This window comes from Streptococcus sp. HMSC065H07, assembly GCF_001837325.1.
Classification (GTDB): Bacteria; Bacillota; Bacilli; order Lactobacillales; family Streptococcaceae; genus Streptococcus; species Streptococcus salivarius_H.
In genome coordinates, this window is sequence record NZ_KV832019.1 from 11,669 (window position 1) to 29,736 (window position 18,068).

An 18,068-nucleotide genomic window follows, 5' to 3' on the forward strand; every position below is an offset into this window, starting at 1 on the left:
AAAGATATTGAGGAACTCTACGACAACTATATTGAGATTCTACCAGAGGACGAGCTTTTTGCTATTGATATCATTGAAAGAACATTAAATTTCATAGCTGAAGGGGAGGGAGAAGACCTTGTTGAAATAGTATTTGAAGATTATTTAAATCAAGTATTGAAAAAAGAACAGTACACATTGAATGATCTTTTATTGATAAAATATTATTCTGTACAGTGCCAATCATCTTCATATGATGAATCTATAATCGAGAATTTTCGAAAAAAATTGATAAAACAAAGATTGCAAGGAGATGAATTAACCAATGTGGAACTATTGGGAGCATTATCAGCTATAGCTGGGATATATGTTATGCACCATGAATACGAACATATGAAGTCTCTCGTCGATAAGATGTATGAAATCATACATTCCATTATGCAACACTCATATCAGCCAGGTATCACAATGCTTGAAGCAAAATACTATTTATATTATGAGAATAACATAGAAAAAGCAACCGAGCTCTATCATACAGCTACCCTACTAGCCGAAGCCTTCGGCGACCAAGTCTTCATCAAAAATCTTAAAATGGAAATGAAAAAAGATTTAAATACGAAATAACAAATCTAAGTGACATAAATGTCCTTTTGATTCGTTATTTTTTTGTTTATACTCATTCATATAATCAAATAGGAGAAATCAAGATATGACAAACCTTATCGTAGCAAAACAGTTAAGCAAACAATTTCAAAAATATAAAGCAATAGAAAATCTAAACTTCACAGTTGAAGAAGGTGAAATTTTAGGTTTCCTAGGGCCTTCAGGTTCTGGTAAAACGACAACAATTAATATCTTAACAGGTCAACTCACTCCTAGTCAGGGAGAAACTTATATTTTAGGCAAATCATCCCTTCAGTTAAAAGAAAAAGATTTGTCAAAGATTGGATTAATTACTGAAAATAGTGGCTTTTATGAAAAATTAACACTTCATGACAATCTTCTATTCTTCGCCAAACTCTACAATGTTTCACTAGATTATATTGACGATTTGATGAAACGTGTCGGACTTTATGACCATCGAAAAACCTTAGCAGAAAAACTCTCTACAGGGATGAAACAACGGATGCTTTTAGTTAGGGCTATGATTAACAAGCCAAGAGTTCTCTTTCTTGATGAACCGACTTCTGGTTTAGATCCATCAACATCTCAAACCATTCACGCTCTCATCAAAGAGCTTAAAGAACATGGAACAACCATTTTTCTGACGACACATGACATGCACGAAGCTACCATTTTATGCGATAAAATTGTACTTCTAAATAAAGGGAAGATTGTTGAAGAAGGAAAACCTGCTGAGCTTATTCAGAAATACAATACCAATAAGATGGTAAAAGTGACCTATTGTTCAGGTCAAGAGAAAGTGATTCCCTTCTCTGAATTAAATCATATTACTGCTATTCAGGATATTCAAACCATCCACTCATGTGAACCGACTCTAGAAGACATCTTCATTCAACTGACAGGAGGAAAACTTAATGTTTAACCAATTAAAATCTTTACTATGGCTTAGAAAACGAGTAATCAAATCTAATAAAAGCATTATCCTACAAATCCTCCTTCCTTTAGGACTTGCCTTTCTCTACAAATATATTTATGAGATACAAGGTAGCCTAAACAATTCAGTGAAAGCCAATCTATTAGTTACCTGTTTAGCCATATCTTTGAGTGTATCAGTTGGAACTCCAATCAGCACGATTGTTTCTGAAGAAAAGGAAAAAAATATTTTAAGAACTTTGTTTTTAAGTGGTGTTAACAGTACGAACTATATCCTTTCAGTTTTATTTTACCCAGTGCTTATTAGCTTAGTTATGACAACTGCTATTCCAAAAATACTAGAACTGAATATTGAAACTCATTATGGTCCTTATCTTATCGTCTCATTTGCTACATCTTTAGTAATGATGCTTATCAATCTTTTCATTGGATTAATCAGCAAAACTCAAGTATCTGCCCAAGTGATTAGTCTTCCAGTAATAATGATTAGTATGTTTATTCCAATGCTTTCAGAAATCAGTAAAGATTTTGATAATGTCACAAAGTACAGTTATATGGGATTGTTCACGAAATCTATAGGGCACCTTGAAACCTTTAAGTGGCAGGACCAAGTAGCAAGCTCACTATCCCTGCTAGTCTGGTTACTCCTATTTACTACACTGATCATTCTACAATCTAAGAGATTACGAAAAATATCTTAATTCAAAACCATAACCATCTAAACTGAGTGTTAGATGGTTGTTTTGTTTATTTCCCTTCTTTTGCTCTAACTAGAAACTCAGATAGCTTCCTAGAGTCTTTTCATTCACATGATTTTAAGGTATATTATTATATAATTAAAACTCAAGGGGAATACAGATGTCTGATGATATTAAAATCGAGATTGGAAAAAGAATTCGTGAAGAACGTGAACGAATAGGTTTAACACGTGAGCAGGTTTGTGACACCGAAGAAGAATTAACCGTCAAACAACTGATGAGAATCGAGCTCGGTCGCTCATTACCAACTATTGTCAAACTGCAATACATCAGTGATAAATTGGGAGTTTCCCTAAACCATTTGCTAGGTGAAACAAAACTAGACATTCCTGAAGACTATTACAAGGCTAAATATAAACTCATGAAGTCTCCTGTCTATGGCGACCCCGAACGTATCAAGAAGAAGCTAAAAGATATTGAGGAACTCTACGACAACTATATTGGTATTCTACCAGAAGAAGAACTTTTAACCATTGATATCATTGAAAGAACCCTGAATTTTATATCTGAAGAGAAGAAAGAAGATCTTGTAGAGATTGTATATGAAGACTATTTGAACCAGGTATTAAAAAAAGAAGAGTACACCTTGAATGACCTTCTGCTAATAAAATACTATACCTTTCAATGTCAAGTTGGTGACTATGATAAAGAAATTGTTGAAAGTTTTCGATGTAAATTAATTAATCAAGAATTACAAGGGGAAGAGCTAGTTAATGTTGAGCTACTTGGAGCATTGTCAACTATAGGTGGAATCTATGTGATGCATCAAGATTATAGAAATATGAAAACTATTGTCGATAAAATGCATACTATTATTGATAAGACACTACAACATGCTTACAAACCCGCCGTACTCATTTTTGAAGCGAAATATTATCTCTTCTATGAGAACAATAGAGATAAAGCAACTGAACTTTACAAAATGGCTACCATACTAGCCGAAGCCTTCGGTGACCAAGTCTTCATCAAAAATCTTAAAATGGAAATTGAAAAAGATTTAAACATATAATAGAAAATATATCAGCAACATCTTTAATATGATTCATTCTAAATGTAATAACTACCAAAGAAGCATCTGAAGTCAAACTCAGATGCTTCTTTTATTATTTTAATTTTTTACTTTCAGCTGATAATATGCTTCTTCAGATACTTCTTCCCATACCAGTCTTCTACTGACTTGCCTTCCCAGTCACGGTATTCTTCGGGGTATTTTATTTTGTAGTAACCTTCTAAAAAGAAAGGGAACTCCATGAAGATAACCATTGCCAAGAATCCAATATCTATGATTATCCATGTCAAGAACATACCTAACAAAGTCAGGCTTTGTGAAACTGCTATACCCGAATGCGATAAGATTATTTTGATGATTACAGCAAGCCCTAGCACTCCTGAACCATAGGTGGCGATTAGGCTTGCTATTCTATCAACAAGAGTTTCTCTCGCCTCTTCACCGAAAAAACAAGTGCTTAAACTTCTTTTCTCCATACGAAGGAATATTAGGGCAATAATAAACAGAAGAATATAAATAAACCAGATTCCAACTGAGGTTAGGGTCGGTAGGGCTACAGTTATTGCCAAGAGATTGAACTCAAGGCAAAACCAAAATAAAAAGGTCTCCATATGAAAGCGATATCTGTATGGACGAATAAACGGTTTTCGAACAAATTTTCCAATAAGTACAAGTAATAGCCATATAAAACAGCAAATCAGAAATAATTCAGGGGTCAAGAGTGACGGCTTGTGAACAGGCAAGGTTAAATCTTTGGGATCTGCAACATCCAAAGAAGAGGCAAATAAGGCACAGAGAAAATTACATCCGAATACAAAAAAGACGCTGTAGAGAATACTTTTTATTCTAAAACCAATACTTGGCTTTCCATTATTTAAGCCTTTTCCAAGTTTTTCGTAATAGTCTTTCTTTATATACTGAAGAGAAGCATCGTCTAGTAAATTTAGACTCTCTTCAAAACTGGCTTTAAAGATTGATTTTTTCATTTTTATCTTATCAATAATTCCTTGTGTTTTTTTAGGTACTTCCAATTAATCTCTATTCGATTGGTTAAATCATAAAGAGCGAGACAGACCTTTTTAGTTTTCTCAGCTAGTGTAGAGTCTGTGTTTAACTGAGCCTCTAGCTATTCTCTGGACAAATCAGGATCTATCAGCACGATTGAAAGGATGAGATAACTCTCAAAAAGTTCTTATATTTCTGCTTTAATTACGTCTGACTGATTGCTTCTCTAGCATTCTTTATGACAGCATCAAAATCTCCTGACCTAGACTTTACGAGTGCCTTGCTCTACCAACTGAGCTAAATTGGCTAACACTTTTATAGTATGGCACTCTCAATTTTTTGTCAGGAAGTTTTAAACGATTTTCTTTATCAAAATCTGGCAAGGATTTTGGGGATCCCATAGTTGAGGAAAAATCTCTAATTTTTTAAAACCAACACTTCGATAAAAGACATTTGTTCGGTCATAATCTTTATTTGAACCTTCTGCCACTGTTTTTACCTGTAGGTAGTCTACTTGTTTGCCTGCTTCACTTTCTAAAGTCGCAAGCAATTGACTGCCAATTCCTCTACCTTGATAAGCTTTTTTTACGCCGAGACAATCAATCTCTGCACACTCTTCACTAGAATAGGACAAGCTTACAAATCCAGTCAAATCACTCTCCTGATAGGCTGCCCAAACTTGCAAATCTTTGGCTCCTTCGATGTAGGCTTGCGTGCTTTCTGGTATTCCAAACCATTCTGGCAAATCCTTTAAAACCTCATCAACAACTGCCATTTTTTGATCTTCATCCTTGACTTCTTCAATTGTAAACATCATAAGTTCCTTTCTTGATTTTGGTCTTACTTCCCCCTTACGAGCCAGCACTTTCATAGGCATCCAAGCCCCTATCCCAGAGTTTGAGGGAAATGAAAAAGAAGACAAGGGAAATCAGAATCAAACCACCGATGTTAAAGAGCCCATTCTTGCCCTGCAAGAAATAGCTAGCTGGATAATAAGCTGTAAAGGCGAAAGGCACGATAAAACTAATCAACCAACGAAGGAGCGAATTGTAAATGGAAATCGGGTACTTGGCAAAGTCATTAAACATATAGAAAATGTAAATCATGGCACCTGACTGCTTGGTCCAAAAAGCGATGCTGGCTGTCGCGATTTTTAAAGAAGTATAAATCAAGGTCGCAAAAGGAATACAGACTAGAAAAATCAGGAATTTTGAAAGAGTCCAAGCGATGCTAGTCACTGTTGTTCCTAATAGAATGCCACCGACTAAGAGTTCACCCAAGGCATCAATCTGAAAGGTCTCAACCAGGATGTGAAAGAGAGGGTTGATAGGACGAGTCAAATACTTATCAAATTCCCCTTTTCGGACTAGCCGTTGACCTAAAGCCCAGAGATTGTCAAAAAAGAGATGATCTAATCCCTTTGGAATCAAGGAAAATCCATAGATAAAGGCAATCTCTTGAAAAGTCCATCCTTCTAGGGATGGGATATGTTGAAAGATGACATTGAGAAATAAGAGGTTCAGACCTTGTGTCAGAAAGACTCCCAAGACACCAACCACAAAATCCACCTTGTATTCCATGATTTGCTTGATGTATTGTCTGATAAAAATCAGATGCATGCGTTGATATTTTTTCATACTAACCTCCTTGAATGGTGATGAATGTCTGGACTCGTTTCCAAATCAACTGAGACAAGCCCACCATCACTATAAGCCAGAAGAACTGGAGCAAAAGCGCTTGAAGAATCTGACTGGCATCGTATTTCCCAACAATGATCATAACCGGAGTGTAAATCAAGGATGAAAAAGGCAAGAAGGAGAGAATAGCTGAAACCACCTTTGGAAAGAAAGCCAAGGGAATCAAACTTCCAGACATAAAAGCCACTATGGAAGTCTTGAGTAGATTGGAACCCCAAAGATTTTTAAACACAAAGGCTGAAAAACCAAAACAGATATTAAAGAAAAAGTTAATCAGATAGGCGAGCGTTAAGCTAAAGAGATATAGAACCATCAACCCCAGCACTTCTACAATGCCTTGCCCAGATAAGATTTTCATCAAAACAATGACACTTAAAAATGGCAGTCCAACAGAGATAAAAATCAACCACTTGGAACCAAGCTCCGTAAAGAGGTAAGAAGCCGCAAAATGCACTGGTCGCAACAAGCGCATGATAATGGAGCCATCCTTGACCTCCTCCCCAATCATAAAGGAGCTATCAGACCTGGTCAAGAGATTGGTCACAAAACTCATGATGATATAAAGGGTGATATCCGCCATGCTAAAGCCCTGAATCAAAGGCTCCTGGGAGGAGTCAAAGACAGCCTTCCAGAGATAAAAGGCCACAAAAGCCCCCATGACATCTCCAATCCGATAGAGAATAAAGTTGACACGATAGGTAATCAACTCCTGAATCCCTGCATTGATAAAGGGTTTATACCGTCTCCACAATTTGACCACCTTAGAGCTCCTTTCGGTAGAAGCGACGGATAATATCCTCAATATCCGTATCCACCATCTTCAAATCACGGACTTCAAAATCAGACAGAGTTTGCTTGATAATATCAGCTGACTGGTAGCGAGAACTATCGAATTCAATAGTCAGGCTATTTCCTTGCCTATCAATGGTCATATCAGGCAAGCCTTCATAATGAGAGACTAAATGACTTTGACCTGGTATCAGATCGAAGGAGAGAGTCTTCATCTTGCCAAAGGTTTCCTTGAGCTGGCTCACCGTTCCATCAAAAATCTCTTGTCCCTTATCAATCATAAATATCCTATCACAGAGTTGCTCAATATCACTCAGGTCGTGAGTGGTCAATAGAATAGTGGTCTCTTCCTCCTGATTGATTTGAGTGATAGCCCGACGAATGTTATCCTTGACTGACACATCCAAACCAATAGTTGGCTCATCTAAAAAAAGAACCTTGGGATTGTGAAGCAAGGAAGCCGCAATATCCGCCCGCATCCGTTGACCAAGCGAAAGAGTCCGTACAGGATCCTTGATAAATTCCTTCAAATCTAAAACTTCATTCAAAAAATCCATGCGCTTGTGGAAGAGCGAGTCTGGCACATCGTAAATCTCCTTCAAAACCGAGTAAGTCTCTTGCAGGGCCAAATCCCACCATAGCTGGGTTCGTTGTCCAAAAACAACCCCAATATCCTTGACATAATCTTGACGATTATCCTGTGGAATCTTGCCATTAATCCGACAAAAACCAGATGTCGGTTTCAATATTCCTGTTAGCATTTTAATTGTGGTCGACTTCCCAGCACCATTTGCTCCGATAAAACCAAGAATCTGCCCCTTGGGCACCTCGAAGGTCAAATCTTTGACCGCTTCAAAGGTCTGCTTTTCAGGATGAATAAAGGAACGCAAAGCCCCCTTCAAGCCCGGTTCCTTAACAGTCTTCACAAAATTTTTCTGAAGATGTTCCACTTCAATCATCGCCATATCTATCTCCTAAAGTAAAAAATCAACAAACCGTGTCCTCTAAACACAAAAAGCCAATTTCTCATCTCCTAAAATCTGCCTTCTTTATCACAGCAGAAGGTATCAGTATTACTCTATTATAAAGCAGTTAAAAAAGGAAACCAAGTGTTATTTAGCAAAAGAGAAAATAGTTTTGATACTTGAAAAAACAAAAAAATCTGTCTAAAAAGACAGACTCAGATTGTATGATATAAAGCATTTATCGGACTGCCATAGTCAAACAAATAATCGTGATGATAACAAGCGTCAAAACCAATAGCCAATAAGTCAATTTATAAACTTTCACAGCTCCACAAAAACGTTCGACATAGGATTCTTTGGGATTATCTGGATTGTACCAAACCGTCAGGGGTGATCCCAAAGGAAAAAAATCCTTGGCAGTATATGGCACTGACGAATTGGTGTATAGAACAAGTCTTTTAGCCAACAAGTCTGGATTAGAGGTGGCTTTGGAACTCTTCCAAGGAAGTGAAACTGTCGTGACCCACTCATACTCCAGACTTCTTCTAAAAGCTTTACCATTGACGACATACTCTACAATCGGAGCAATGGCATCAGTATAGTATCTATAGCCAACTACGCTACCTTTTATGCTCTCTGTAGACCTCTTTTTACGATTAAGTTCTTTGAGATACAAATAGCGAAAAAGAAATATTGTAAATGACAAAACGACGAAGCCTATGGACCAAGCCCAAAATAGAATCTGCAACTTAGACATGATTTGCCACCTCAAAGATGATTTTTCCCATTTGATTCTCCCACATTAGTCTTTGTATTTTACTCACTTGAATAAGCACAATTCACTTCATTTTACCATTTCTAGGCTTGGCTTGCTTGTGAATGTTTAGATAGATTATAAGACACAAGAAAAGCCACCAATAGTGACTTCATTCTTATCTATTTCTCCTCATCCCAACCAGTCTTTTTCTTTGGCAATGCGGACGGCTTCTGTTCGGTTGCCTGCATCGAGTTTAGTCAGGATGGCTGTCATGTAATTTCGGACAGTTCCATTTGAAAGAAAGAGGCTTTCAGCGATTTCTTGGTTGGTTGAACCTTGGGCAACCATGGCCAAGACTTCTTGTTCACGTTGACTGAGTGGATTATTGTCAAAGGCGACACCTTCGACAAGCTCTGGTGAGTACTCCTTATGACCTGCTAGGACGGTATGGATGGTCGCCATGAGGTCACTGATGGAACGCTCTTTGAGCACGTAGGCATCCACGTGGGCTGCAAGGGCTCGTTTGAAATAGCCTTTTCGTTTGAAGGTGGTCACTATAACGACCTTCGTTTCTCTTTGGTTGGCACGGATCCACTCAAGAACATCAAGGCCTGTTTTAACTGGCATTTCAATGTCTAAAATGGCCACGTCTACCTCTTCTTTTTCCAAGAGAGCAATGGCTTCTTGGCCATCACTGGTCGCATGGACCTCCTCGACATCGTCCTCCAGCATGAGAAGTTGGCAGAGGGCGTCCCTCAACATTGACTGGTCTTCGGCGACTAATAATTTCATGCTTTTCCTCCCTCTTTCAAATGCACACGAATGGTTGTTGGATGCGATTGAGACAGAATTTCCAACTCTCCATCTACCAAACTGAGGCGCTCTCTAATACTGTGTAGTTCTTGTCCAGTGACTTCCTCAAAGCCACAACCATCATCTTCAAACTCTAAAACAATCCCATGATGACGACTTAGACGAATCTGACAGCTATCAGCCTGACTATGTTTAATGACATTATTGGCCAGTTCACGAAGTACCATAGATAAGGTAGACTGAGTAACTGGTGACAGGCTGTCTAAGTCAAGACTGCTGTCCACGGTCAAGACGATATCCGATAGGTCAAAGAGCCGCTCAAGTTCTAGCAACTCCTCAGCTACCGTTCGATACTTGAGCTGATTGACAATCTCACGCACCTCGTACATGGAGTCACGGCTAATTTGGTTCAATTCTTCCAGATTCTTTCTAGCAGCATCATACTGCTCCTTGTCCATCTGTTTTAGAGCCAACTCGGTTTTAAGACTCATCATGGCAAAGGTGTGTCCCAAGGTATCGTGCAAGTCACGACCAATACGATTACGTTCATTTTCAGCTGATAGGATATTGATGGTACGGTTGGCTTCTTCCATCTTTCTCTCCTGACGTATACGGTTTTGAAAATAGTACATTCCCAACGAAAAGAGGAGAATAGCCATAGACATGAGGTGGGTACCCAAATCGTCTGTCAATAGGAAGGATGATGACGTCAAAATCAAGAGTGTCGCTAGAAAGGATAAGAAGCGATAAGATGATATGCTATCCTCAAAGCGCCAAACGAGAAGATTGACGTTGAAAAAAATAAACCACATCATGCCCCCCTGGAAGGTCATGGTCATAAAGATAATGTAAGCTAGAGTGTAAAACCACAGAAAGGGAATCCACTTACTATAAGCTTTTTTCAAATACACCATCAGGAGATAAGCTATGGTAAACAGTCCAGTCAAAACTATGGTCCAAACTGGAAAATACCCACCAAAGACTCCCAATACTGGAAAGACAAGGAAAATCAGACTAACAAAATAAGCGAAATCATTTTTCTGGTAAGTTCTAAACATGGTCACTTTCTCTGTAAGATTTGATAAAAAAGGCTAAGCCTGTAGCTATTGTAGCATAGACCAGGATAAAAATGAGTGATTTCCATGAAAATTCCCCTTTTTTGGCAAAATTAACTACCAATTGATTGATATGATAGATGGGTGTCCACTCAGAAATATGCTGAACCCATTTTGGAAACATGGTTACTGGCATCCAAGAACCACCGATAATAGCAAGTCCAAGAAAGACGATATTTCCGACGATAGACATGATTTGTTGAGACTTAATTTGAGCTAGGAGCAAGCCAAAGGATAGGAAGACTAGGCTTGACAAGAGTAACAGAGCACCTGAACCAAGCCAATGTGAGAATGGCATCTCAACATCACGCGCAAAAGCTCCCACACAGAAAGTCACTAGGATAGCTACCATAAAGTTCATAAGAACACGGAAGATTTTAGAAAGGTAATAGGCCTGAATACTGATTTTTGAATGTTCGATATAGGTTAGCCAGTGCTCCGTTTGGTCCTCTCTAAGCATGTAGGGAAAGGTAAAAAAGCCAAAGCTGGACATAGAGAATCCTGTCATGGTCAACATATAGGACAAGATAAAAGCTTTTTGTGACGCTGGGTCAGGACTCATCTCCATACCTGAAAACAAGAGGAAAAATCCGACGGGCATTCCGATAGACATGATAAAGACTGGCCAACTGCGCCATGTTTTTATCCATTCGATTTTAAGTAGTGCTTTCATGACTTGTCCTCCCTTGTGCTATCAAATAGGCTATCTAAAAGTGTCTTGTTTTGAATTTCAATGTCAGAAATGCGACAGCCTAGAGCTTGCAAACTACTCCATACACTTTCAATATCTTTAGTCATAAAGGTGACAACATCACGTTTTTCAGTCACTTCATAAATGGCTGCCAGTTTGTCAATACTTGGCACAAAGCGACTTGCTAAGGTGACTTGCTTTTCCTTTTCTTCGCTACGCATAGCATGTGGCGTAGTATCCCTAATGAGTTTCCCCTGATGAAGAACCAAAATGCGGTCAGCTGTGTGCTCGACTTCTTCGATATAGTGGGACGAATAAAGAATAGTCACACCTGACTTTTTCAGATCATTTATGATTTCCCAAAAGCGTTGGCGTGTCGTAGTGTCCATCCCTGCTGTCGGTTCATCTAAAAAGAGAATGTCAGGCTTACCAATAAGACAGAGGACAAAGGCAAGAAGACGTTTTTGTCCCCCTGAGAGTTTGTCTGCGAACTGCTGATACTGGTCGTCTTTGAATTGTAAGAGTGCTTGTATCTCTTCTTTAGATAATCCATTTTCAGAAATATCTTGGAAAAAAGCAATCAGTTCCTTGACTTTCAATTGCGAGGGAATGGTATTTTCTTGGAGGAGAACCGCAATTTGATCTTGCGCTTTACCCGTTTTGCCCTTGATAAATACTTGACCGCTACTGGCTTTCTTATCGCCAAGAATACAGGACATTAAGGTCGTTTTACCAGCACCATTTGGCCCAATTAAAGCAAGACAGTCTCCTTTTCCCACCTCAAAGCTAATATGGTCTAAAATCGTTTTTCCTTTGATTTTTTTGACAAGATTTGTGACTTGAAGGATTGCTTCACTCATGCTTGTGATTTCCTTTCTTTTGATAAAAAGCTAAAAAAACATAACAAGCTGCAACAGACACACCCATAACACTATAGAGAATATCACTGCTGCCATGAAGTAGGACATAAGCAAAGAGGATGGTCCAAGTTGTTGCTAGGAGCATAATGCTTAGTATTTTCAATAGTTTCATTCTGGGCCTCCTAGTTTTTTAAATCATTTATGACAAGGTCGATAAAACTTTTAGCCATAGTGATGAGAATGTAGGCTGAGATAGACAAGCCAATAATCATGCCAAGATTTGAGAAGATAGCTTCAAAATTGCCTTTTTCAAAGATGTCAGTAAACATGCTAAGTCCAGCAAAGATAGTTCCGATAACTGCGTAGATAAGGTAAGATGTTTTGATTTTCATGAGATGACCTCTTTCGTTTTTTATTATTTCTAAGTTATGACTAAAGTATATCTTTTTGGTCACTCTCTTTTTAGCACCAGATGTCATGACATGATATGACATTTGTCATGTGACATAAAGGCAAAAAAAGAGCTGACCTTTCAGTCAACTCTATCTTAAGTTATAAGCAAAAGAAGGTTCATCCGTCATTTTGACACTACTCGTTTCTAGCCAAGAAATTATAATTTCAAGGCCAACATGTTAACCGTCATACCTGCTGCTGTTCCCAAAAGGTAGACGACATCTCCTTCTTTAACTAAGCCATGATCTAATGAGTAAGCTAAACCAAATGGAACAGATACAGAAACCATATTACCATAGTCAGTAACTATGTTAAGATATTGATCTTCAGCAATACCAAGTTTATCCATTACCAAAGATAAGGCGCGACTAGCTTGATGGGGAATGATGTAGTCCACATCCGCAAGAGCCAAGTGAGTTTTCTCTTGGAATTCTTGGAACATATCAGGAAGCTTATGCGCTGATAAAAGGAGAATTTTCTTGCCCTTCATATCAAACATAAAGTCCGTTTTTGACTTTTCTGAATATTTTTTAGGATGGTAAGAAGTCAAACCTCCACGGATTTCAGTATCATGAGCACCTTCTGACCAGGTATGTTGTAGACTTGCAATAACCCCTTTGTCTTGAGAACTTGATTGGAAAATAAAGGCTGCTGCTCCGTCACTAAAGAGTTCAAAACTTTCTTTTTGTTTCGGATTGAGACCCAGACTTCCGACCTCACTAGATACAATCAAAACACGATGGTATTCACCAGCTTCAATCAAGTAGGACATTGTTGATAAAGCTGAGATAAAACTTGTACAAGTCGTATTGATATCCATGGCTGGGATGGCAAGTCCTTTTGCCACGCGCTCATGAATCAAGGCTGCAGTACAAGGAATAGGCTGCACACCAACTGCACTGGCTGAGACAAGACAATCAATGTCATCAATTTTCAAATTGGCATTTTCAAGAGCTCGTTGGATAGCCACTTCGGCCAAATCCAACTGTGTTTCTTCATCTTCTACAACACGATAACGTGTTTGATTTTTGAATTGTACGGTTTGGTTTGGAAGACAAACTCCATAACTTGCGATTTCAACATGTCTTTTTACTTCTGTCATTGTCATTCATCCTTTCATAAACGCTGAATACGTTTGAGTTTTCGACTGGTATCCCAATGATAATCGGAAAAATGGATTTCTGGAACCTTAAACTGCTTTTGCTGCGCCAAGAGTTGAAACTGAGCTGTGATAGCTTCTTCTACTTGCTCGTCTCGTTGGCTGAGACAGACTTCAACAATCTTCTCTGAATGTTGCTTGACTTGATAGTCTCCAACATTTTCCACAAAGAGAATACAACGCCTGATAAAATCAGGATAGATTGTCACCTGTCCTCCATCCTGACCTTCAAAGTAGAAGATATCATCGGAGCGACCTTCGACCTTGTCAATCCTTGTATAATGAGAACCACATGGACAAGGTTCAGGATTTTCAACCAAGATATCATTAAGTTTGTATCGGTAAACAGGTTGACTGCTTCGCTTGAAATCCGTTATCACTGGATAAAATCGATGCTCATCCAGATACTCTTTCTCTACAAAAATGATATCCTCATTGAGGTGAAGATATCCTGCAGAACAGGTGCAGGCTAGAAAACCTTCCGTCGCTTGATAAACCTGGTCAATAATGGGTAGCTTAAAAGCACTCGAGATGCGAATTCTATCACTATCCTCTAAAATTTCTGCTACAGAGACAATTTTTTGCGGTGAGATAGACAAGTCTCCTGCCTTAAGACGCTTGCTCAACTCTATTAACATGGAAGCTGGTGCCACAACAATAGTCGGTTGATAATGATTAAGACGTTCAATATGTTCATCGGTATTTTTGAAAATATCGAAGTATTCTAATCGTATCAATGACATATTGATAGTCTGGTAGAGTTCATTATCTGCTCTAAGGAAAAAGGCAATTCGGTGGCCAAAAAGATGACTCTTTGGCAACATCTTAGCTAAAATAGCTGCCGCCCACATGCTTCGCTCTTTCTCGGTCGTGATGAAGAGGCCACGATGTCCCGATGTTCCTGATGATAAACCAACAGCCACTTCACCTTTAAGTTCGGTGAAGTCACGAGTCTTTTCACTCTCAATAGCCAAGGCTAAAGCCTCATCGCGATCGATGCCTTGAGTGTTTAACTCGTTAAAATGCGTCATCATAAAGGTCTTATCCATATGGTCGAAGTCAGTAGGAACACCATTTTTGAAATAAGGAGACTCTCGCTTTAGAAAATCCATATAGTTAGATAATTGCTTTTTCTGATAAGCTTCTAAAGCTGCTCTCGTTTTGAAGTTGTGAAGCCATCTGGTTTGGATAAAGGTTTTAAGAAAGGTTATTTTTTTCATACAAGATACGCTCTATCCTTTCTACAGGGTCATGGCTAACTAGTACTTCCGTCCCATCTTTTAGGATGTCCTCTAGTAACTCAGTTCCCTTAATATAATCCGACATATTATCCTGAACCAAGGACGGAATGAGGTGCATTTGTTTCGTATAAGGTAGCAAATCGACACCCCAGCACAAGTCCGCTGCGATAAAAAGATTATAATCTGGAAAGTAGAGACAAGCCTGACCCTTGGCATGGCCATCAACAGAGGCTACCAAGATACTTCCATCTCCAAATAAATCACAGGTCGGACGATAAGGAAAAGTTGAGTTTTGTTGATTAGCCTTGATTACTCTTAACTGTTTCTCAAAAGACACTGGCAAAAATTCCTTAAAAATCAAATCCTTCAACTTAGGCTTCTGATAAACCTCATAAACCTCCTGAGTCAGAAGGAAGCTCGCATTAGGAAAGAAGCCAGCTCCTCCCAAATGATCAGGATGCAGATGGGAAAGCATAACATAGGTAATGTCCTCAGGCCTAATCCCCCTCGCCTTCAACAAGCTTGAAATCTGATCCTTTTCTGTCATCTGCACCGGCGTTCCCAAACGATACAAGCCATAGCGAAGCTTGGTCTTAATATCGTAGTGATAACCTGTATCATAAAGCAGATAGCCTTTATCTCTGTGTTTGATTAGAAAGACACCGGCTGGAAAGGTCATTTTTTTATTCTTAACTTTCTTGAACAAAAGACCAGTATAGCTTGTACAATATCCCGCAGGAAAATAATCAATGCTTTCGATAATCTTGGACATATTGTTCAATCCCTTCTGAAATCGTTATTTTAGGCCGATAGCCCAAGTCACGCTCCGCCTTGCTAATATCCAAAGTCTGACTATAGCGTAGCAAATAATAGGTATAGCGTGTTAGGGCTGGCTCTCCTTTGAGCTTTAGTCTCTTATAAATACACTCCAAACTACTTGAAATAGCAGACACAAGTGGAGCTGGGATTTTGCGATAACGGATGGGATAGCCCAAACCTCTCAAGGTTTCCTCAATCAAGTCTCTAAATACTCTGGGTTCTCCATTGGTAATATTATAAACTTCTCCAGCTGCTTGAGGAGTTTCCAAAGCCAGACGAATAGCCAAAGCAACATTTTCCACACAGGTCATATCCATCAGTTGACGACCATCACCAATCAAAGGAATACCGATCTTCTGGCTAAGATTAAGAACACGTGGCAAAATGCTGGTGTCTCCAATCCCAAAAAGTCCACGAGGTCGCAATATAACACTAGACACATCAGGATAATCTTTAAATAGTTTTTCTGATGCCAATTTACTTCGAATGTAATTGTTAAGCCTATTTTCCTGAGGGGCATCGCTTTCTTTGATACCAAGCTGGTCTCTAGGCGCTGCATAAATACTTGGAGACGACACATATACTAAGCGCTTGATATTAGCCTCACGACAAGCCTCAAGGACATATTTAGTTCCTAAGACATTCGTTTGGTAAAAATCTTCCCAAGGACCCCAGACAGTTGACAAAGCACCGGCATGAATGACCATATCCATTTCCTGACAAGCTTTGGTCAAATCCTCTTGGTTTGTCAAATTTCCTTGAACAAAGGTCACAGAGGCATTTACCAGAGATTGGCCAATTGTATGATTACGACCGAAAGCTCGGACTTGATAACCGTGATCAACCAATTCTTCCACGACATATTTGCCTAAGAAACCTGTAGCCCCCGTTACTAAAACTTTCTTCATCGTTTTTTCTCCTTGTCTGCCAGTAGGCGAGCAATTTCACCCTCCACTACTTCTGTAGGATGATATGACTTGGCAGCATGACTTAAAGCCTTTAGCTCTGACCAATCTTTCTTAGCCAACAACGCCTCAAAAGCTTGCCCAATTGCCTTATCATCCTCTCTTTTAACAGTCAAAGCTACACCTGCCTCAAGTCCACGAATAGCATAGTCATACTGGTCATAATCGTGTGGCAGTATTAGGGCTGGCTTGTTATTTATAATACATTGGAAAAAAATACCTGAACCACCATGGTGAATAACATAATCCATCTGGGGAATGTATTCATTGTAGGGAAGATAAGAAACCACTGAAACATTATCCATTAATTTTTGGCATTGGAATTCTTGTCCACCAAGACCTAAAGTTACAAAAAACTGACACTCAGGATGAGACTTAGCTAACAGCTTCGTTTGGTATATCAAATTATTCTTTGCCCAGTCCAATTGGGTACCACAAGTCACAAAGACAATTTTACGATTTGCAAAAGGCGACAAATCAAGAGGATAATCCTCACATCGCTCAACTGAACCTCCAGTTGGACCCACCCAGAGATAATGTTCTGGGAATCCTTTTTTGATTTCCAATTCTTTCATACCTATTCCTAAAATAGAATACGGTGAATAGATGCTCTCTTGTCCATTTTGGTCGTACATCTTAAAACCATAGCGTTTTAATCGATTTCGTAATAAAAAAGCGGCGGAGTACTTCAAAAAACGAGTCAGTTTTCTGCCTAGCCATTGTTGAATCAATTGATTGCGATTCTTCGGACTTCCCATTCCTCCGAAGAAACAAGGAGAACCATCCGTCGTTTCAATAGCAAATTGTGTAGCCATTGTCGTTATCCACGGAATCCCCATTTGCTCTGCAACAAGTCCACCCGACAAACTGACATAATCGGCAATGACTAAATCAGGTTGGCTTACTTTCCATTCCGATAGTAATTGATCGGAAACAAGATTAATAATATCAAGACTAGCTGATAGTTGACGATAAGCAGAAAAAAGGCCCAATTGCTCCTTATTATTAGCCACCCTTTCAAAGTCCATTTCATGACCTTCAAGAATAGTAACAACCTTAAAGCCTGCTTCCTCAGCTACTGCACGTTTCTGCTGTCCTGTGAATAAACGAATATCATAGCGAGGATTTTTTAATAAAGGCATTAGCAGATTCATGGTTGGATAAAGATGCCCACTTAATGGAACGATGACCACGTCAATTTTTAGTTTTCCCATAACATTAGCATAGCAAATTTTTTTTGAAAGAACTACTCAAAACCAAATACTATCTAAACTCATTTTCTCTGAATAGATACACTTCTTCAGTAAGATTTTTCATCCATTAATCAATCAAAGCTTGCCACAAATACTTTAACATAAAACTTTTCAATATTTTTTAGCAAGAATCCCCTAACTTACCTCCATCATGACAAACATTCTTTCCAAAGGAATTGAGAG

Annotated in this window: 20 protein-coding genes and 1 pseudogene; 4 read left to right on the plus strand and 17 right to left on the minus strand. The window is 38.8% G+C overall.

What is annotated here, in order from left to right; all coding sequences use genetic code 11:
- From HMPREF2637_RS11450 to HMPREF2637_RS02205, 4 genes and pseudogenes are all read left to right on the plus strand, one after another.
- Positions 1-603 (plus strand): annotated as a pseudogene (locus tag HMPREF2637_RS11450) (XRE family transcriptional regulator); the annotation flags it as partial.
- Between the two features lie 85 nt (positions 604-688).
- Entirely contained in the window at positions 689-1,525 is an 837-nt protein-coding gene (locus HMPREF2637_RS02195; protein WP_070838940.1) for an ABC transporter ATP-binding protein, read from the plus strand.
- Positions 1,518-2,237, plus strand: coding sequence for an ABC transporter permease (locus tag HMPREF2637_RS02200; RefSeq protein WP_014634657.1), 720 nt, complete (start codon positions 1,518-1,520; stop codon positions 2,235-2,237). The genes HMPREF2637_RS02195 and HMPREF2637_RS02200 overlap by 8 nt, the downstream gene beginning before the upstream one ends.
- A 157-nt stretch (positions 2,238-2,394) precedes the next feature.
- On the plus strand, positions 2,395-3,303 hold the full coding sequence (locus HMPREF2637_RS02205) for a helix-turn-helix domain-containing protein (protein WP_070838941.1): 909 nt from the start codon (positions 2,395-2,397) through the stop codon (positions 3,301-3,303).
- 113 nt (positions 3,304-3,416) lie between these two features.
- On the opposite strand, the gene HMPREF2637_RS02210 is transcribed toward HMPREF2637_RS02205, so the two are convergent.
- The 17 genes from HMPREF2637_RS02210 to HMPREF2637_RS02290 all read right to left on the minus strand — a co-directional run bounded on the left by HMPREF2637_RS02210 (position 3,417) and on the right by HMPREF2637_RS02290 (position 17,846).
- A complete protein-coding gene (locus HMPREF2637_RS02210; protein WP_070839018.1) occupies positions 3,417-4,289 on the minus strand; it encodes a hypothetical protein in 873 nt (290 codons plus the stop codon).
- A 371-nt stretch (positions 4,290-4,660) separates the two neighbouring features.
- Entirely contained in the window at positions 4,661-5,122 is a 462-nt protein-coding gene (locus HMPREF2637_RS02215) for a GNAT family N-acetyltransferase (protein WP_070838942.1), read from the minus strand.
- A gap of 37 nt (positions 5,123-5,159) precedes the next feature.
- Complete coding sequence (locus tag HMPREF2637_RS02220; RefSeq protein ID WP_070838943.1) at positions 5,160-5,945, minus strand: ABC transporter permease; 786 nt, start codon at positions 5,943-5,945, stop codon at positions 5,160-5,162.
- 1 nt (position 5,946) lies between these two features.
- Positions 5,947-6,765 (minus strand): ABC transporter permease, encoded by an 819-nt coding sequence (locus HMPREF2637_RS02225; protein WP_070838944.1) that lies wholly within the window; start codon positions 6,763-6,765, stop codon positions 5,947-5,949.
- 1 nt (position 6,766) lies between these two features.
- Positions 6,767-7,759: an ABC transporter ATP-binding protein gene (locus HMPREF2637_RS02230; RefSeq protein ID WP_064525145.1), complete on the minus strand. Its 993-nt coding sequence runs from the start codon at positions 7,757-7,759 to the stop codon at positions 6,767-6,769.
- A 238-nt stretch (positions 7,760-7,997) separates the two neighbouring features.
- A complete protein-coding gene (locus tag HMPREF2637_RS02235; protein WP_064525148.1) occupies positions 7,998-8,516 on the minus strand; it encodes a DUF3592 domain-containing protein in 519 nt (172 codons plus the stop codon).
- A 189-nt stretch (positions 8,517-8,705) separates the two neighbouring features.
- Positions 8,706-9,308: a response regulator transcription factor gene (locus tag HMPREF2637_RS02240; protein WP_064525151.1), complete on the minus strand. Its 603-nt coding sequence runs from the start codon at positions 9,306-9,308 to the stop codon at positions 8,706-8,708.
- Positions 9,305-10,387 (minus strand): sensor histidine kinase, encoded by a 1,083-nt coding sequence (locus tag HMPREF2637_RS02245; RefSeq protein ID WP_064525154.1) that lies wholly within the window; start codon positions 10,385-10,387, stop codon positions 9,305-9,307. The genes HMPREF2637_RS02240 and HMPREF2637_RS02245 overlap by 4 nt, the downstream gene beginning before the upstream one ends.
- The gene (locus tag HMPREF2637_RS02250; protein ID WP_064525157.1) at positions 10,380-11,117 is read right to left on the minus strand and encodes an ABC transporter permease; all 738 of its coding nucleotides are present in this window, start codon (positions 11,115-11,117) and stop codon (positions 10,380-10,382) included. The genes HMPREF2637_RS02245 and HMPREF2637_RS02250 overlap by 8 nt, the downstream gene beginning before the upstream one ends.
- Positions 11,114-11,995, minus strand: coding sequence for an ABC transporter ATP-binding protein (locus tag HMPREF2637_RS02255; RefSeq protein ID WP_064525160.1), 882 nt, complete (start codon positions 11,993-11,995; stop codon positions 11,114-11,116). The genes HMPREF2637_RS02250 and HMPREF2637_RS02255 overlap by 4 nt, the downstream gene beginning before the upstream one ends.
- Positions 11,988-12,167, minus strand: coding sequence for a hypothetical protein (locus HMPREF2637_RS02260; RefSeq protein WP_049528118.1), 180 nt, complete (start codon positions 12,165-12,167; stop codon positions 11,988-11,990). The genes HMPREF2637_RS02255 and HMPREF2637_RS02260 overlap by 8 nt, the downstream gene beginning before the upstream one ends.
- Positions 12,168-12,177: 10 nt before the next feature.
- Positions 12,178-12,387 (minus strand): hypothetical protein, encoded by a 210-nt coding sequence (locus tag HMPREF2637_RS02265; protein ID WP_002885203.1) that lies wholly within the window; start codon positions 12,385-12,387, stop codon positions 12,178-12,180.
- Positions 12,388-12,605: 218 nt separating this feature from the next.
- Positions 12,606-13,550, minus strand: a complete 945-nt coding sequence (locus HMPREF2637_RS02270; RefSeq protein WP_064525163.1) for a 3-oxoacyl-[acyl-carrier-protein] synthase III C-terminal domain-containing protein — start codon at positions 13,548-13,550, stop codon at positions 12,606-12,608.
- Between the two features lie 14 nt (positions 13,551-13,564).
- The gene (locus HMPREF2637_RS02275) at positions 13,565-14,827 is read right to left on the minus strand and encodes a F390 synthetase-related protein (RefSeq protein ID WP_064525166.1); all 1,263 of its coding nucleotides are present in this window, start codon (positions 14,825-14,827) and stop codon (positions 13,565-13,567) included.
- A complete protein-coding gene (locus HMPREF2637_RS02280) occupies positions 14,805-15,620 on the minus strand; it encodes an MBL fold metallo-hydrolase (RefSeq protein WP_064525169.1) in 816 nt (271 codons plus the stop codon). The genes HMPREF2637_RS02275 and HMPREF2637_RS02280 overlap by 23 nt, the downstream gene beginning before the upstream one ends.
- Positions 15,595-16,575, minus strand: coding sequence for an NAD-dependent epimerase/dehydratase family protein (locus tag HMPREF2637_RS02285; RefSeq protein WP_064525172.1), 981 nt, complete (start codon positions 16,573-16,575; stop codon positions 15,595-15,597). Before HMPREF2637_RS02285 ends, HMPREF2637_RS02280 begins: the two co-directional genes overlap by 26 nt.
- Entirely contained in the window at positions 16,572-17,846 is a 1,275-nt protein-coding gene (locus tag HMPREF2637_RS02290) for a glycosyltransferase (RefSeq protein WP_064525176.1), read from the minus strand. The genes HMPREF2637_RS02285 and HMPREF2637_RS02290 overlap by 4 nt, the downstream gene beginning before the upstream one ends.
- Between the last annotated feature and the right edge of the window lie 222 nt (positions 17,847-18,068).

Coding starts and splice junctions, on each gene's coding strand:
- HMPREF2637_RS02260 (WP_049528118.1), bottom strand. CDS start 12,167: ATGAAACTATTGAAAATACTAAGCATTATGCTCCTAGCAACAACTTGG.
- HMPREF2637_RS02245 (WP_064525154.1), bottom strand. CDS start 10,387: ATGTTTAGAACTTACCAGAAAAATGATTTCGCTTATTTTGTTAGTCTG.
- HMPREF2637_RS02255 (WP_064525160.1), bottom strand. CDS start 11,995: ATGAGTGAAGCAATCCTTCAAGTCACAAATCTTGTCAAAAAAATCAAA.
- HMPREF2637_RS02235 (WP_064525148.1), bottom strand. CDS start 8,516: ATGTCTAAGTTGCAGATTCTATTTTGGGCTTGGTCCATAGGCTTCGTC.
- HMPREF2637_RS02230 (WP_064525145.1), bottom strand. CDS start 7,759: ATGGCGATGATTGAAGTGGAACATCTTCAGAAAAATTTTGTGAAGACT.
- HMPREF2637_RS02290 (WP_064525176.1), bottom strand. CDS start 17,846: ATGGGAAAACTAAAAATTGACGTGGTCATCGTTCCATTAAGTGGGCAT.
- HMPREF2637_RS02270 (WP_064525163.1), bottom strand. CDS start 13,550: ATGACAGAAGTAAAAAGACATGTTGAAATCGCAAGTTATGGAGTTTGT.
- HMPREF2637_RS02215 (WP_070838942.1), bottom strand. CDS start 5,122: ATGTTTACAATTGAAGAAGTCAAGGATGAAGATCAAAAAATGGCAGTT.
- HMPREF2637_RS02265 (WP_002885203.1), bottom strand. CDS start 12,387: ATGAAAATCAAAACATCTTACCTTATCTACGCAGTTATCGGAACTATC.
- HMPREF2637_RS02275 (WP_064525166.1), bottom strand. CDS start 14,827: ATGAAAAAAATAACCTTTCTTAAAACCTTTATCCAAACCAGATGGCTT.
- HMPREF2637_RS02250 (WP_064525157.1), bottom strand. CDS start 11,117: ATGAAAGCACTACTTAAAATCGAATGGATAAAAACATGGCGCAGTTGG.
- HMPREF2637_RS02285 (WP_064525172.1), bottom strand. CDS start 16,575: ATGAAGAAAGTTTTAGTAACGGGGGCTACAGGTTTCTTAGGCAAATAT.
- HMPREF2637_RS02195 (WP_070838940.1), top strand. CDS start 689: ATGACAAACCTTATCGTAGCAAAACAGTTAAGCAAACAATTTCAAAAA.
- HMPREF2637_RS02220 (WP_070838943.1), bottom strand. CDS start 5,945: ATGAAAAAATATCAACGCATGCATCTGATTTTTATCAGACAATACATC.
- HMPREF2637_RS02200 (WP_014634657.1), top strand. CDS start 1,518: ATGTTTAACCAATTAAAATCTTTACTATGGCTTAGAAAACGAGTAATC.
- HMPREF2637_RS02280 (WP_064525169.1), bottom strand. CDS start 15,620: ATGTCCAAGATTATCGAAAGCATTGATTATTTTCCTGCGGGATATTGT.
- HMPREF2637_RS02240 (WP_064525151.1), bottom strand. CDS start 9,308: ATGAAATTATTAGTCGCCGAAGACCAGTCAATGTTGAGGGACGCCCTC.
- HMPREF2637_RS02205 (WP_070838941.1), top strand. CDS start 2,395: ATGTCTGATGATATTAAAATCGAGATTGGAAAAAGAATTCGTGAAGAA.
- HMPREF2637_RS02210 (WP_070839018.1), bottom strand. CDS start 4,289: ATGAAAAAATCAATCTTTAAAGCCAGTTTTGAAGAGAGTCTAAATTTA.